Genomic DNA, 15,370 nt, shown 5'->3' on the forward strand with positions numbered 1-15,370 from the left:
ATACTTGTAAGAGGTGTTTAAAGCTAAGGTTTCTGTCAGATTATCTTTTAATAATATCAGTAATGATACGATTAACATTGTTGTCCACTACAAGTTACTTTATTATTTGCCCAAGCACTACCTCTTTTAAAAACTTACTAACCGGCACCTGGTATTGTTTAATGTGAAGGGTATTGCCTGCAATGGTATCAACCTGATTTATTGCTGCAATGTACGATTTGTGCGTTTGTATAAATTGCCCCTTAGGTAGTTTTTCAAGCAGGTTTTTGATGGTGCTGTGCGTAATCAGTTTCTTGTTTTGCAACTGAACAGCTACGTAATTTTCCATCCCCTCTATAAACAGGATCTCGTCGAAATTTATCTTTTCCAGCTTCCCGTTTACTTTCAAAAAAATATAAGGCACAGTGGCGGGAGCCTGCTCCTTTGAAGAAAAATAATCCCTGGCTTTCCAGGCAGCCTTTAAAAAACGCTCGTAGCTTATTGGCTTCAATAAATAATCCATAATATCCAGATCGAACCCCTGGATGGCATAATTTTCAAATGCGGTTGTAAAGATAACTTTGGGTGGCCTGGCCAGTGCTTTTAAAAACTCAACGCCCGAAATATGCGGCATTTGGATATCTAAAAAAAGCAGGTCAACCGGTTGTTTTTGCAACAGATCGCTCAACTGCAATGCATCTTCGCAAACCCCTTTTAACTCCAGGAACCCAATTTTTTCTACATAACCCTGCAATCCTTTGCGTGCAAAAGGCTCATCGTCAGTTATAATGCAGGTTATGTTATTCATATTGCAGCTTTATTTCGCCAAAAAAATTATTATAGTTGTTAACGATGAGCAAGTTATGTTTATTGGGATATAAAAGATCAAGCCTGCGCTTTAAGTTATCAAGGCCAATACCGCTGCCGTTTGTGTTCATCGGTTGCTTAATCGGGTGAACCGAATTTTCAACGCGGAAAACAATCTCATTTCCAGACAATTGAGCAGTAATAGCCATCTCATAATCTCCACCAATAAATTTAAAAGCATTTTCAACCAGCGGCAAAAACAATAAAGGGTAAACCTGCTGTCCGTTTAAACCTTCATCAAACGCAACTTTCATTTTTAGCTTATCGCTGCTCCTTGTTTTCTGCAGGTCGATAAAGCTTTGCAGGTATTCCAGCTCATTTATTACCGGCACCTGCTGTTGCTGATCATACAGTTGGTACCTTAACAACTCAGAAAACTTCTCGATGCTGTTTTTTGCCCCGCAGATATCCTCATCCATCTGGAAATAAATGGTATTAATTGCGTTGAATAAAAAATGTGGGTGATACTGTGCTTTCAGAAATTTAAGTTCGGTTTCCAGATGGTCATTAGCTAACTTTTCTAACTGCACCTTATTATTGACATAGGCCTTTAACCAGGTGCTGCTACGCGCTATGCCATAATAAATAATAGCATACAAGGTTGGGATCATGTTGATGTCTGCCACATCAGCCCAAGGTATCCACCAGGCTTTCCAGTCGCCCCGGTGCAGGGCCATATCCATCGGAACAAATATCACATTGACCAATACCAGGCTGGCGCCCACCAATATCACAAGTTCCCTCACCACTCCCCAGTAGGATAGCTGTAACGGCCAGCGCTTGTCATAATACTTAAATAATCTTCGGAAAATATAAATGGATAAATATCCTACAATGGCCGAGCAGGTCATCTCCACGGCATTGATATAAAACCGCCTTTCCCAAAACCGCTGGTTAATATCGGTATCATGTAGCAGCCTGACGGTGAAATATACCAGCAAGCCGTACAAGGCAGGGAATATATATTTTTTCAAAAAATTCATATTGTTAAATTACAAATTCATGCAGATAACACTACCACAGGTTTAGCATCTTCCTTTTCCACCTGCATCACCGGCTTAGGTATGTCCTTAGGCTTCATACCAAACAAAAGCCTTGTTAAAGCATATGGACGGATAAACAGGTGGTAAATCAGCACACTTACAAAGAAAGTGATCCCAACCGTATAGATATATTTCGACAGGATACTTTCATTTTGAGTTTGCACGATATAATAAACCACCAGCACGATCACCGTTTGATGCAGGATGTAGAATGGATACACTGCCTGGTTCATGTAATTAAGTATGGCATGCTTGCGATTGAGGTAATGCTTGCCGTAACCCACCAATGCCAGTACCCATCCCCAGGCAATAGTTGGCCTTAAAGCTACAAACAAATAATTGAATAAGTTGCTTTGAAATGGCCAGTTCGAATACCCGGGCTCAACTTTATTCCACCTCATGCATTCCCATATCATCAGCGTCAAAAACCCCGTACTCAAAGCAAAGCGACGGTTGCGCTCCAGGCTGTCCATAAGTTTAGGTTGCAGGATGCAGACAAAGCCCGCCAGCAGGAACAATAACCAGTAAACAAAGTAGCAGCCATCATGTGCCAGGTCATTGGTTTCGGGTAATTTCCCGCTCAGCAATATAAACCATATAATACCGGGCAACATTAGTAAATAAACCCATTTGCCGTTCGCCAGCGCAGCCAGCTTTTGTTTAAACCCATTGCTTTTGGGCGAGATCATCCATGAAAACAGCGGTGCAAAAAGCAGATCATAAATAAACAAATAAGCAATAAACCAAAGGTGGTGCCAGCTAAAGCTGCCTTTAGGATAAGGCACAAAATTAAATACACTCGGATACCAGTCCCAAAAGCTGCCTTTGTAGCCATGCGCCAACCGTTCCATATAAATTTGCGGCGGCACTACAATGAACATACCCACCAGCAATGGGATAAAAAGCCTGCGAAAACGTAAGCCGATGAAGCTTAAAGCAGATCGCCGCTGCATCATGTAATAGCTTACTGTACCTGAAATAAAAAAAAGCAGCGGCATGCGAAAAAGGTGCAAAAAATGATTTGATTCCATCATGAGGTTGCTGGTTTCGTGGTTCTTGATATGCCAGCCGTCTTCGGCTACATAAGGCATGGCCGAATGAAAAAATAATACACCCAGTATGGATATGATTCTTAACCAGTCGAGATAGGTTTGGCGTTGTGTGGTTTCCATTGTTTTCTTTTTTTTCATAAAGAAAACACCCCGCTCACAAACAATAAAACTATTTTGACCAACGTAAGCTTTTCTTTGACCAGGAGATAAAAATCAATGGTTTCCGATATGCCGCGAACGGAGTAGGCGACATAAGAAATATAAAAGCGTATTTGCCTGCAATTATGATTACCCCAACATGTTGCGCAATACCCGCAACTCTTCCTGCATCCGTTCTACCCTGTCCAGCAAGTGGACTATGGCTTCTATGCCAGCTACGTTTATATCAAGCTCGCGGTGCATCCTGATCATCTTTTCCAGCTTCTGTAACTCTGTTTCGGGGATGTAAGTATTCTTTTTAACCATTTTTAACTTTAACAACCCCGCCTCGCCCAGCGAATTTATAAAAGTATATTCCACATCATGATAGGTGCAGATCTCTGTGGTTGCTATTAAATTTACCATTGGTTTATTAGTTTAATGGTTCACTGATGGATCATTTATTAACCTTTATTGCCAGCTGCCAGCTTCACTTAGGCTGCCGGAGCATTTAACTCCTTAAGTTCCTCAAATAACTTGCGCTGCTTTTCGGTCAGATTAGCGGGCACCTGAATCTCATAGGTTACATACAGATCGCCAAACTGGCCTTCCTTTTTGTAAACCGGCATCCCTTTGCCTTTAAGTTTCACCTTTGTTCCATTTTGCGTTTCGGGTTTCACTTTAATCTTTACTTTACTGTCAAGCGTGTCAACTGTTATCTCGCCGCCAAGTACCGCTGTGTATATATCCAGCTTAGCATTAGCAAACAGGTCGCTTCCCTTCCTCTTGAAGCCGGGATCATCAGCTACCAGAAATGTAATGTACAGATCGCCGGCAGGTCCGCCATTTACACCCGCAGCACCATGACCCGCAATTTTAATATTTTGCCCGTTCTCTACTCCCGCCGGAATGGTTATCCGGATATTTTTACCATTTACCGTTAAGGTTTGCTTATGTGTTGCGGCCGCTTCTTTTAAGCCAAGCCGAAGTTCAGCATTATAGTCCTGACCGCGATATTTAGTCTGCCCCCCGCGGCCGCCGCCGCTCTGTGCACCGCCGAACATGGATTGAAAGAAATCTGAGAAATCATCGCCGCCGAACCCTTCAAATCCTGCATACTGCCCCCCGCTTTGTTGCTGCCGGCTTTGCTGCTGCCTTGCCTGTTCATACTCAGCGCCGTGTTGCCAATTTTCGCCGTACTGATCGTATTTTTTGCGCTTGTCGGGGTCGCTTAATACTTCATTCGCTTCGTTCAACTGCTGAAACTTTTTATGGGCTTCCGCATCATTCGGGTTAAGGTCGGGATGGTACTTGCGGGCAAGCTTACGATAGGCGCCTTTTATATCTTTATCTGATGCCTTTTTATCGACACCTAATACCTGGTAATAATCAATAAATGCCATAATTAATGGTTGTAAAACCGATATAAATTTAACCTTAATTTATGCCTTCCTGTTTTTATTTATCAAAAAAAATATTTTCCTATTGCGTCTTTCCAATCAAAACAAGGAATGAAATGCAACGTCACCAGTAAAATCAAATTCTTTAGAGTTGTAAAAGGCATGTATCTACCCAGCCCGAAACTTGTGTACACCATAATTATTATCTTTGAATTAAATGAGATAAAACACATTTAAATAACAAGGTAATGATCTCTGCCCCTATCCCCGAAAACGAAGGCACCCGTATTTCAACGCTCCACAACAGCTGTTTGCTGGATACGCCGCAGGAAGCTGAATTTGACGAAATAGTAAAACTTGCGTCGCTGCTTTGTAACACCCCTATTTCGCTGATCAGCCTGGTAGATACCGACCGGCAGTGGTTTAAAGCCAGGATTGGGCTTGATGTGAACGAAACACACCGCGATGTGTCGTTTTGCAGCCACGCCATATTACAGGACCAGCTATTTGAAGTTAGGGATGCCATACTGGATGACCGTTTTAATGATAACCCGCTGGTAACAACTGATCCTTCTATCCGTTTTTATGCGGGCATGCCCCTGGTTACCAGCAATGGCAGCCGACTTGGTACCTTATGCGTAATTGACCGGACCCCGGGTGAGCTTTCTGAAAAACAACGCTTTGGGCTTAAGGTGCTTGCCAATAATGTTATAAAAATTGCCGAACTAAGGATTAAAAACAAAGAGCTTTATTACCTTACAGAAACTCAAAAAAGAATAATTTCGATTTTGGCACATGATGTGCGCAATCCACTGGCATCTATAAAAAATATTATGGAGCTAAAGCAGTCAGACATTTTAGATGCGCAAGAGGCCGCCGAAATGATGAAAATGGTTGCCGGCCAGCTGAATAATACCATAGAAATGGTTGAAAATGTAGTGAACTGGGGGAAAATGCACTTAAAATTCGGGCAACTTCAGTTAACAGATTTTAACCTGCATGCTGTTGTTGAGGGTATTTTTGGTTCGGAGGGATTAAGCAGCAAGGCGAAGGGAAATAAATTGGTTAATAATGTGCCTGATGCAACTATAGTTCATGCTGATGAAAGGGCACTGGAGTTTGTGTTACGCAACCTCATAAGCAACTCCAACAAATTCACCGAAAATGGCCATATAATCATTGATGTAACTCAAACCGGCTTAAAAACAACTTTGTGGGTAAAGGATACCGGCGTTGGGATGCCCCCGGAAAAAGCCCGGACCTTATTTGAAGGTGATGCAACCTCAACTTTAGGTACAAATAAAGAAAAAGGCAGCGGGCTGGGCCTGATGCTGGTTAAAGAATTTATTGAACGCCTTAACGGAACAATAAATGTAGAGAGCGAAATAAATAAAGGTAGTACCTTTACCATTGAAATTTAAGAACCAATGGACACATCTATCTTTCGTTACTTTAAAGACATTGAGACCAAAGAAATAGCCCCCGGCTTTTTCTCAAAATTAATTCATACTGAAACAAATACCATAAACTTTATTGAGGTTAAGGCTGGTTGTTCCGTACCGCGGCATAAGCATGTGCACCAACAATGTTCATTTGTTATTGAAGGCGAATTTGAGCTAACGGTTAATGACATCCCGCAAAAACTTGATTCCAGTTTATTTGCCGTAATCCCTTCAAATGTGTGGCATGGCGGCACTGCGATTACCGACTGCAGGTTAATTGATATTTTTAGTCCGGTAAGGGAAGACTACCGAAACTTGTAACCCAGAGATACTTTAAGGGTATATTGCAGATTCAAATGCTATATCATAACATTTTTATTAAGCTGATTTTTCACAATTTTTTGCAGTAGGAATCAAAAACTTTAGGTTTGTGACCTTGTAAATAATTTATGCCTGTAACCAAAGCCCTTCAAACCGACGTACCTGCACTTAACCTATTGGTGAACAGTGCCTATCGTGGTGAAACCTCGAAACTGGGATGGACCACCGAAGCCAATTTACTTGACGGTATGCGGATTGATGAAGAAACATTAACCGGTTATTTTAACGACCCGGTTGTTACCATATTAAAAAACACAGATGAAAACGACCTTATAAACGGTTGTGTTTACCTGGAAGTTCGCGGGGATAAGTTATATGTTGGCATGTTCAGTGTTTCGCCGCTATTGCAGGGTAAGGGGATTGGCCGCGATTTGTTGCTGGCTGCTGAAGCTTATGCCAAACAGGTTAACTGCCACACGTTAACTATGACTGTTATCAGCATAAGGCATGAGCTGATCAGCTGGTACGAGCGCCGCGGATACAAGGCAACCGGCGAAGTTCTTCCCTTTCACGTTGATAAAAAATTTGGAGTTGCCCGCCAGCCTATTGAATTGTTAGTGCTGGAGAAGTACGTGTAGCCCACAGCTTGTCCCGCAAGCTGTAAATTACGGTCATATTTTTATTGAATGTAAGTTAAAATAATGTCACCAAAAAAAATTTATCATAGCCCACAATAATATACGAAATTATTCGTATATTTATTTAAAGTATTCCGGAAGCCGTTATCATATCCTGTTTAAAGTTAATTTATCGGTATCAACTTATTTAAAAAATATCGGTTTGATGCAACCTTCCTGAAATATCATCGTCTTATAACTCAAATAATGCCAACGCTATTAATTCAAAATGGAAGAGATACACCCTCAGTTAAAAGAATTTATAGTTGATTATTGCACAAAGTACAAGATCAGGAAAATAGATGCAGGTGCTTTGAGCCTTGATACCAGCATTGATCTTGACCTTGACATTGTTGATATAGAGATAGACCTATTTTTAGCTGAATTTGCCGAAAAATTTAGGGTTGATCAATCTAAATTCAGTTGGTATAAGTATGGTTATCCAACCGGCTCTGCAAGTGTTAAAGTGATCCGGACAGTGTTTGGATACGAAGCAAAATGGGTGAAACGTTTATCAAACCACATTTATAAACCACGCTTCAGGGTAAGTAATTTACAGGAAGCCGTTACTACAGGAAAGCTATTATAAAAACCTTAACCGGGATAAATCATTACGGGGTACAAGGCAAACTCCATTGGGCCAATGGGTAATGGTCAGCTTGCAGCGATCTTTATTCAGGGAGTTTGCTGCGTACCCCGTTATGGTTTTTATTTTTTTGAAATCTCCTTTATTTCAGCTTACATTTGGTTATACCTCTCCGTATCAAACCATTTAACCATGCTGACCTTAAAAAAATCTGCCCTTCTTATTTTTTTGCTTGCCTTTGGACAGCTAAATGCATTGGCAAAAAAGCCAGTTACCATAACATCGCCTGACGCGAAAATAAAATTCTCGCTAAGCACCAACGCTAAAGGATTATACTATAAAGTATTTTATAAGGGCGTACTGATGGTTGATGAATCTCCGCTCAGGATCACTTTTAAGGAAGGAGGAATGTTTAACCACACGCTTTTTATCGGTGCAACAAAGATTGAAAAACTGACGGAAGATTACGAATTGGTAACAGGCAAGGCAAGCAAAGTGCACAGCGAATGTAACCGGGTAATTATTCCGGTAACTGAGCAAGGGGGGGCCAAGAGAACATTAAATGTTGAGGTACGCATATTTAATGACGGTGCTGCTTTCAGGTATGTAATCCCAAAACAAAAGGGGTGGCCTGCCGCGGTAAATATTACTGACGAAGTAAACAGCTTTAATCTTACCCAAAATCCAAAAGTAACGGCTCTTTTACGCGAAAACTATACCACATCGCACGAGGGCATTTATACCAAAACAAAGCTCAATGACCTAAAGGAAGATACATTAATTGACCTGCCCGCTTTGTTTGAATATCCAAAAGGATTGTACATGGCCATTACTGAAGCCGCGCTTAGAGATTACGCAGGCATGTACCTGATGAAGCATAACGGCGCTTTACAAACCCGCCTTTCGCCGTTACCCCGTCAAACAGAACTAAAAGTAAAAGCGACTTTACCACATAACAGCCCCTGGCGGGTGATGATGATCAGCGATAAGCCAGGCGCGTTTATTGAATCGAATATCCTAACCAACTTGAATGAGCCCTGCAAAATAAAAGATCTTTCGTGGCTAAAACCCGGCAAAACAACCTTCCCCTGGTGGAATGGCGACGTGGTGCCGGATTCCATTAATGCCCCGGGAAATAATTACGTAACCAATATGTATTATGTTGATTTTTGTGCCAAATATGGAATTGAGTATCATTCGGTGGTTGAATACGGCTTGCACGAGTGGTACGTAAATGATGGTGCGGGGTTTCAGCCCGGCCCGAATTCTGATCCTTCTAAAGCTGTGCCTGGTTTGGACATGCAGCAGCTTTGTGATTCGGCAGCAAAAAAAGGGGTTGGAATCAGGGTTTGGGTACATTTTTATGCGCTTTATCCAAAACTGGACGAAACATTTGCACAATATGAAAAATGGGGTATAAAAGGGTTGATGTGTGATTTTATGGATCGCGATGATCAGGAAATGGTGAACATGCAGGAGGAAATATTACAAAAGGCAGCACTACACCATTTGCACATCCAGTTTCACGGGGCCTATAAACCGACAGGCACCAGCAGAACTTATCCTAACGAATTTACACGTGAGGGTACACTGAACTACGAGAACGACAAGTGGAGTGATGTGGTGACACCTGATGCTGATATCGATATTCCCTTTACCCGAATGCTGGCCGGATCAACAGATTATCATTTAGGCGGGTTCCACGCAGCGTCAGCGCGTCAATTTAAGGTACATTATACCAGACCCTTTGTTCAGGGTACACGCTGTCATATGCTTGCAATGTATGTGGTATTAGAAAACAATTTGGGGATGGTTTGTGACGATCCGCAAGCATACATTAATCAGCCGGGATTTGATTTTATACAACAGGTACCTACTACATGGGACGAAACACGGGTGATTGATGCCAAACCCGGCAAATGGCTGGCGATTGCCCGGAGAAAGGGTAATGAATGGTATGTTGGCGCAATTACCAATCACGAAGTTCGTACCATAACGCATACTTTAGATTTTTTACCGGATGGCAAATACACAGCTGAGTTTTACAGCGATGCACCGGCAACCGACCCAGATTTAAATCACTTGACTAAGGGTACAAAGCAATTGGATAAACACACTGTTATAAATATGATATTAGCGGCAGGCGGAGGTCAGGTGATACATATTAAACCGATTAAATAGCTTTTAAAAAGCTTCATTCAAGCCCAAAAAGAATCCTTTTGAACCATATTTGCCAAAAGCATAGTCAAGGCATAAGTTGGTACGCGTAGCTTTATTAAACAGCACGCGCAAACCACCACCGCCCCCGGGCTGCCAAACCTGGAATAATTTGGTACCCATCTCATCGTTGGCAGTTTGCATATTAAAGAAGGTAACCCCGCTGATGAACTTGTTCCTTAATATCGGGAAGCGATATTCTATTTCGGAGTAATTGTACTGGGTACCTTTAAAATAAGTTACGGTGTATCCCCGTCCGCTTCGGAAGTTAACATCGCGGCCTGATCCGGGCAATTCAAGATAAGGTACAGCGCCGCTGATGAGATATGATCCCCAGTTCCAAATAGCGATAACATGTTCGGGGTTACGTTCAGACAGGCTAAAATATTTCCTGAAATCTGTAGTAAACTGTACCGAACTTTTGGTACTCCCTATCCATGTTTGATTAATCCGGAACCCGGCATCAGCGTAAATCCCCTTATAAGCACGGTTTTGGTTATCTCGGGTAGTATATTCAGCGTTAAACAGAAAGCCATTTGCTGAGTAATGATCCTGCGGAAAGCCATACCTGCTATTGTAAACTTTCGAAGGCGTTAATTTGCCTGCCGTATCACCTTTCTCTGTGATACTTCGCCGTACATCGAAAGAGAGACCGGCACCTAAAAACAGGTTTTTAACCACCTGCTTGTATGCCTTCTCCCTGAGGTTAAAATAATAAGAATGTAAGGCATGCCCCTTACGTTCAGGGTCGCTCAACACATGATTTTCCTCGCTATCGTAATTTCCGCGCCCAATACCCAACCCAAAATCGGGCGAAACTGTTTTTGCTGCTACCAGGCTGCCCTGAAAGTTCCATTTATTACCGGGCGTAAAAACGTTATGGTTAATATAAAAATAAATGATCCCCTTGGTGGTGATGGAAGCTGAGGTTGAAGCAACTGACAGCAGGGTATTGGGATCGCTCCCCAATTTAATCCCTGCAACTGCCTTTATTCCTATTTGCGAACCAATAGTAGGGTTTGAAGCAATATTAGGTATAATGGTGATCCCTGATTTTTTATGAAGAGAATCAGGAACTTTATGGGGATGGAATAAGTCGCCGTAGAGATCGCCGATGTCATACTGCTTATTGAGATTATCTGCTGGTTTTATATTTTTCCGGGCAATACGTAACGAATCCGCTTTCAATGAATCAGCCGGGGCAGAAACTTGTCCATAAGCTGCCGCGCTGATACCCGAAAATAAAACGAATAGCAATAAGCAGGGTACGAATAAAATATGTTTAAGACCTTGGCCATTTTTTAGCGTCAATTTGATAGTTGATTAAATTATACTTTGTTAAATAACTTAAGGGCAACTTTTTTAACCGGAAAACATTATAAATGTTTGGTACTAATACTTAAAAATTCGATAACCGGGAAATCATGACCTGTTTTTGACTGAGTAATTTATTGCTGTTACTCCGAAAACGAACAAAAAAGTGACGTGAAATAAACAGCATAGCAACGCGATAGCCGCACAAGCATTAAAGGAGAGAATAATAACGGTGATCATTTTGACCTTAAAATAACAGCAGGGATTTTATTTTTTAAAAGTTACTAAAGGTCTGTAACCCGGGTATGTACTCTTTTTACAAACTTGCGGATATCGAGCACTATACCGGCAAATATGTAGAAGATGAGTGGAAAACCTACCGCAAGGAAAGATGAGTAGATGAAGAATAACCTGATCTTACCAATAGAAACATTGAACTTTTCGCCAAGGTAAGTACATACCCCGAAAGAGTACCGTTCAAAAAAAGTAAGGATCTTTTGCAACATATCAACCTGATTTTAATATCCTATTACCAACGCCGCATTGCAGGCATTTCTTATAATTACAGTAATTATTTTTTAGTTCAAGCAACGCTTGCGATTCAAACGCAGTGGTTATTTTCACTCCTAAGTTAGCAAAATCTGTTATAATATTATTGTTTTCGTTTGGTAAATGCTCCAACAACTTCAAACTGCGATTAATATAATGCTGACTTTGATTGTGTTTACCATAGCTAAACAAAAATAACGCCAATGTATTTAACAGCAATATATCAATTGATGAAGCACCCATATTTTTTGAAGATGGGGCTGATTCGGTATCAAACTTGTAATGTGTTTCCCAGTAAGGGTTAACTTTTATTTCTGAAAACAAATCCCGCAATGCTTTTACATCCTTTACCTCAAGCACCTTTGAAAATAAATGATTGGCCTGCACCACCAACGCAGCAAACTGGGCCAGCCTTATTGTTGGAAAGTTTTGCGGCCGAAGCCGCATAAACTTCCACAAATGCTTTTCAATGGGCACCAGCTTATATTTTTTTTGCAAAAACTCATATTCACTTTTAAGTTTTGAAGGATACTCGTCTTTAAAATCACCGTCCAGAAAGCCTGCCTGCCCATATATTAGCGCCTCAATTTGAAGCGAGCTGTTCCTATTTTTTGCCAGTGTAATTTGAGGTAATGATTTTGCCAGGAGTTCAAATGGCAGCGCATTGGTTTTAAAGCCGAAATTTGCAGCTAAAAACTGGTAAAATGTTTCCTCCCAGTCGCCACGATTAATATTAAGTGCATCAATCACCGCTGCCGAACGTTTCTCCAGCCGCTCAACCAGTACACGGGTAAGCCAGTTGTGCATGGTAAGCACGTCAACACCGCCAATGTTTGCTTCGCAGGGAATGATTACCTGATTACCAAAAACCAGGTTGTGGTATTTGCTATGCAGCTCATCAGGGATGCGGTTTTGCAGCTCGAGCGTGGGCACCCTGCGACCGTTGGCGAGCACCAGCGGCTTATCGTCTTTATAAACTACATGCAATATTACGTTACTGTAAGAATCATCAGTAGTATGGCCGTGTTTTTGCCAGTCGGACGATGAAATATGCACTTCCACATTGCCGGCCCAAACGGTCTCCCCTATCCTGATCCTTGCATTTTGAAAATCGGGCCCCGAATCTGAATTATGCATACCCGCCGAAAAGATCTCTAATTGTTCCCCACCGGTAGTTTGCAATTCCATCCGTTCAAAAAGTCTGAACTTCCATACGTAGTGCAAAAAATCCTCGGGAAAAAGCATATTTTAGTGATTAGAGGCTAGAGGTTAAAGATTAGTTAAAAACTGAACGATTTTGACTGGTGCTTTCTGCTATTGATTGGTACTGAGTAATTATAATTATTTTTCTTCAAACTAAACAACTCTTACAACAACTACAAATTCATCAGCCAATCTTCTCCCATTTCCCCGAGTCCAAACTCTTATAAATGGCATCAACTACTTTCATATCTTTCAGGCCTTCTTCGCCCGGTACGCGACTCGGTTTGTTAAGTTGTACACATTGGGCAAAGTCGTCCATCTGGGCTGCCTGCTGTACAATTTGCGGATATTTCATGGGTGCTCCGTTCACACTGCCTTCAATACTGCCATAACCATAAGCGGGACCAAGTCCAAAATTCCCCATGTCAGCCTCAACCTTCAGATAGCTCCAATCATTATTATAACTTGATTTCCCTGTAGTTCTCAAGCCACCCGGAAATTCCAGCTCCCAAAACACAGTTTCATCCACTTCCTTAAAAAAATCGGGGCGTAACTTTTGCTGGGTTGCCTTCACTGCCACCGGCTCCTGCCCCAGCGTATAGCGCGATCCCTGGATGCTATAAATGCCCATATCCATTAAGCCGCCGCCGCCTGCAAGTGCTTTTTTCAATCGCCAGGCGTTAGGGTCGCCATTGTAGGTAAAACCGTTCCCGGTATCAATATGCTTAACTTCCCCCATCACTTTTTGCTGTCCGAGCCGCATGATCTCCATATTATGAGGTTCAAAGTGCAGACGGTAACCAATGGAAAGCAACCTGTCAGCTTTTTTGCAGGCTGAAATCATCTCGTCGCAGTCTTTAGCATTGAGGGCCATTGGCTTTTCACAAATTACGTGCTTTCCTGCCTGCGCCGCTTTTATAGTGTATTCTTTGTGCATAAACACCGGCAGCACTATGTACACAATATCAATATCAGGATTATTGGCTATCTCGTGGAAGTTTTGATAGTTATAGATATTTTTTTTAGGGATGTTATACTTTTTGGCCCAATCAACTGCCTTTGACGGTGTGCCCGTTACGATCCCGGCCAGGTAACAATCTTTAGTATGCTGCAGCGCCGGACCAAGCTGTCCGCTGCTATAGGAACCTAAACCAACCAAAGCAATCCCAAGTTTCTTTTTTGCTTTAAGCGGGGATAAAGCAAATGCAGATAAGGCGGGCCCCAGTGCTAATGCCCCAATGCCCAACGAACCTGTACGGATAAAACTGCGCCGCGAAAATTTATTTGATGATGCCATAGCCGGTTAATATTTAAGTCACCATAAAAATAGTGATTTTTGAATCACCTATAGCAGTTTTTTTATAGGATAGGGTTGACAGCCCACCCGAAGTAACGCTGTGCTACAACATTTCCAGTAAGCCGGTAAAATTACTAATCGTTGCTACCTGACCATTTTCAACCTTGCCAAAACCATAATCAGCAAAAATAAACGGCACACCTGCTTTTGTAGCCGAGTCATAGTCGCCCATCGTATCCCCAACATAAACAGGTGCTTTAAGGTTGTGGTCTGTCACAATATCTTTAATATTTTCGGCCTTGGGGTTTCCTTTTGTGCCAAAGCACTGGTGCCCTATAAAATAATGCTCCATTTGGCTTATCTTAAAAAACACCTCAATGTAACCGCTTTGGCAATTGCTTACTATAAACAGCTTGTATTTTTTTGACAGCTGGTTTAAAGTTTCATCCAGGCCTTGATACAGCTCACCACCCTTTTGATGTAAAATTTCAAGTTCGTGTTTGCCGCATAGTGTCTGTACTTCTGCCCGCTGTGAAGGCGTTAAGTTGGGAAACAACTTGTCAAATATCGAATCGTACGTCATCCCGGTTATGGAACGCACCCTTTCTACCGTCATCAGCTCATCAATATAATCAACTTCATTTATTGCCGCCTGCCAGGCAAGGGCAACATTCCCGGTGCTATCCCAAAGGGTACCATCAAGATCAAATATTATACTGTCGAATTGGTTTTTTAATGATGCGCTCATGCTTTGTTATTGAGCGGCAAAAATAGAAGATTTTTTTGTCTGAACCATGATTTACCTGATTTAGGAATTTAAGGATTACTGCGGATTTCTCTGAGGATCATGGCTACCTTTTAGCCCTTTAATCATGGTTCAAAAACCTCAGCCTTTTTTTTATACTTTTTTCCGCCAGTTACTGCAAATATTGTTGTTACAATTGTAATTAAAGCAAAAGCAAGTACAATAGTCATTTCCATAGTTGGAAACTTCCACAGCAGAGCACCTGCAACAATTGCAGATATGCCGGGCCACATCAAAACCCCGCCAATCCAATTGCAAAAGCCATCTTTATCAATAACTTCATCTTCATTATAGCCTGATATAAGGTGTGCCTGTTTTTTATATTTAATAAGGTAGCTTAAAAATATGATGATAAGCCCTACAATGCTGAATACTGTAAACTCGCCCATTATGATTGTTTTGGTAAGGTAAGGCAAGGTAATAAATCTATAGTGCCAATTCAACAGTCTTAATTCAAATTTTATCTTTTTTCCGACTTAG

16 protein-coding genes are annotated in these 15,370 nt (G+C 41.6%); 5 read left to right on the plus strand and 11 right to left on the minus strand.

Going from position 1 to position 15,370, the window contains the following annotated elements:
• Window positions 1-94: 94 nt before the first annotated feature.
• From MuYL_RS17470 to MuYL_RS17490, 5 genes are all read right to left on the minus strand, one after another.
• Window positions 95-787 carry a LytR/AlgR family response regulator transcription factor gene (locus MuYL_RS17470; protein WP_094571780.1) on the minus strand — a complete coding sequence of 231 codons (693 nt, stop codon included), beginning with the start codon at window positions 785-787 and terminating at the stop codon, window positions 95-97.
• Window positions 780-1,829 (minus strand): sensor histidine kinase, encoded by a 1,050-nt coding sequence (locus tag MuYL_RS17475; protein WP_094571781.1) that lies wholly within the window; start codon window positions 1,827-1,829, stop codon window positions 780-782. The genes MuYL_RS17470 and MuYL_RS17475 overlap by 8 nt, the downstream gene beginning before the upstream one ends.
• A gap of 17 nt (window positions 1,830-1,846) precedes the next feature.
• Window positions 1,847-3,079 carry an acyltransferase family protein gene (locus MuYL_RS17480; protein WP_211710181.1) on the minus strand — a complete coding sequence of 411 codons (1,233 nt, stop codon included), beginning with the start codon at window positions 3,077-3,079 and terminating at the stop codon, window positions 1,847-1,849.
• A 150-nt stretch (window positions 3,080-3,229) separates the two neighbouring features.
• On the minus strand, window positions 3,230-3,505 hold the full coding sequence (locus MuYL_RS17485) for a chaperone modulator CbpM (RefSeq protein WP_094571782.1): 276 nt from the start codon (window positions 3,503-3,505) through the stop codon (window positions 3,230-3,232).
• 68 nt (window positions 3,506-3,573) lie between these two features.
• Window positions 3,574-4,482 carry a DnaJ C-terminal domain-containing protein gene (locus MuYL_RS17490; RefSeq protein ID WP_094571783.1) on the minus strand — a complete coding sequence of 303 codons (909 nt, stop codon included), beginning with the start codon at window positions 4,480-4,482 and terminating at the stop codon, window positions 3,574-3,576.
• A 245-nt stretch (window positions 4,483-4,727) separates the two neighbouring features.
• Between MuYL_RS17490 and MuYL_RS17495 the strand changes: the two genes are divergently transcribed.
• The 5 genes from MuYL_RS17495 (at window position 4,728) to MuYL_RS17515 (ending at window position 9,686) form a co-directional block, all read left to right on the plus strand.
• Entirely contained in the window at window positions 4,728-5,900 is a 1,173-nt protein-coding gene (locus MuYL_RS17495) for a GAF domain-containing sensor histidine kinase (RefSeq protein ID WP_094571784.1), read from the plus strand.
• A gap of 6 nt (window positions 5,901-5,906) precedes the next feature.
• Complete coding sequence (locus MuYL_RS17500) at window positions 5,907-6,242, plus strand: cupin domain-containing protein (protein WP_094571785.1); 336 nt, start codon at window positions 5,907-5,909, stop codon at window positions 6,240-6,242.
• 128 nt (window positions 6,243-6,370) lie between these two features.
• Window positions 6,371-6,880, plus strand: coding sequence for a GNAT family N-acetyltransferase (locus MuYL_RS17505; protein WP_094571786.1), 510 nt, complete (start codon window positions 6,371-6,373; stop codon window positions 6,878-6,880).
• Window positions 6,881-7,148: 268 nt separating this feature from the next.
• The gene (locus MuYL_RS17510; protein ID WP_094571787.1) at window positions 7,149-7,508 is read left to right on the plus strand and encodes a DUF1493 family protein; all 360 of its coding nucleotides are present in this window, start codon (window positions 7,149-7,151) and stop codon (window positions 7,506-7,508) included.
• 189 nt (window positions 7,509-7,697) lie between these two features.
• Window positions 7,698-9,686, plus strand: a complete 1,989-nt coding sequence (locus MuYL_RS17515; RefSeq protein WP_094573009.1) for a glycoside hydrolase family 97 protein — start codon at window positions 7,698-7,700, stop codon at window positions 9,684-9,686.
• Window positions 9,687-9,689: 3 nt separating this feature from the next.
• Here MuYL_RS17515 and MuYL_RS17520 read toward each other — a convergent pair whose 3' ends face one another.
• The 6 genes from MuYL_RS17520 to MuYL_RS17545 all read right to left on the minus strand — a co-directional run bounded on the left by MuYL_RS17520 (window position 9,690) and on the right by MuYL_RS17545 (window position 15,279).
• Window positions 9,690-10,979 (minus strand): BamA/TamA family outer membrane protein, encoded by a 1,290-nt coding sequence (locus MuYL_RS17520; protein ID WP_157740934.1) that lies wholly within the window; start codon window positions 10,977-10,979, stop codon window positions 9,690-9,692.
• Between the two features lie 341 nt (window positions 10,980-11,320).
• Entirely contained in the window at window positions 11,321-11,542 is a 222-nt protein-coding gene (locus MuYL_RS17525) for a PspC domain-containing protein (RefSeq protein WP_094571789.1), read from the minus strand.
• Window position 11,543: 1 nt separating this feature from the next.
• The gene (locus tag MuYL_RS17530) at window positions 11,544-12,830 is read right to left on the minus strand and encodes a DUF2851 family protein (protein WP_094571790.1); all 1,287 of its coding nucleotides are present in this window, start codon (window positions 12,828-12,830) and stop codon (window positions 11,544-11,546) included.
• A gap of 142 nt (window positions 12,831-12,972) precedes the next feature.
• Window positions 12,973-14,085 carry a Gfo/Idh/MocA family protein gene (locus MuYL_RS17535; protein ID WP_094571791.1) on the minus strand — a complete coding sequence of 371 codons (1,113 nt, stop codon included), beginning with the start codon at window positions 14,083-14,085 and terminating at the stop codon, window positions 12,973-12,975.
• A 103-nt stretch (window positions 14,086-14,188) separates the two neighbouring features.
• On the minus strand, window positions 14,189-14,833 hold the full coding sequence (locus MuYL_RS17540; RefSeq protein ID WP_094571792.1) for an HAD family hydrolase: 645 nt from the start codon (window positions 14,831-14,833) through the stop codon (window positions 14,189-14,191).
• 122 nt (window positions 14,834-14,955) lie between these two features.
• On the minus strand, window positions 14,956-15,279 hold the full coding sequence (locus MuYL_RS17545; protein ID WP_094571793.1) for a DUF3784 domain-containing protein: 324 nt from the start codon (window positions 15,277-15,279) through the stop codon (window positions 14,956-14,958).
• Window positions 15,280-15,370 lie beyond the last annotated feature (91 nt).

Source organism: Mucilaginibacter xinganensis (genome assembly GCF_002257585.1).
In the GTDB taxonomy this organism is placed as follows: domain Bacteria; phylum Bacteroidota; class Bacteroidia; order Sphingobacteriales; family Sphingobacteriaceae; genus Mucilaginibacter; species Mucilaginibacter xinganensis.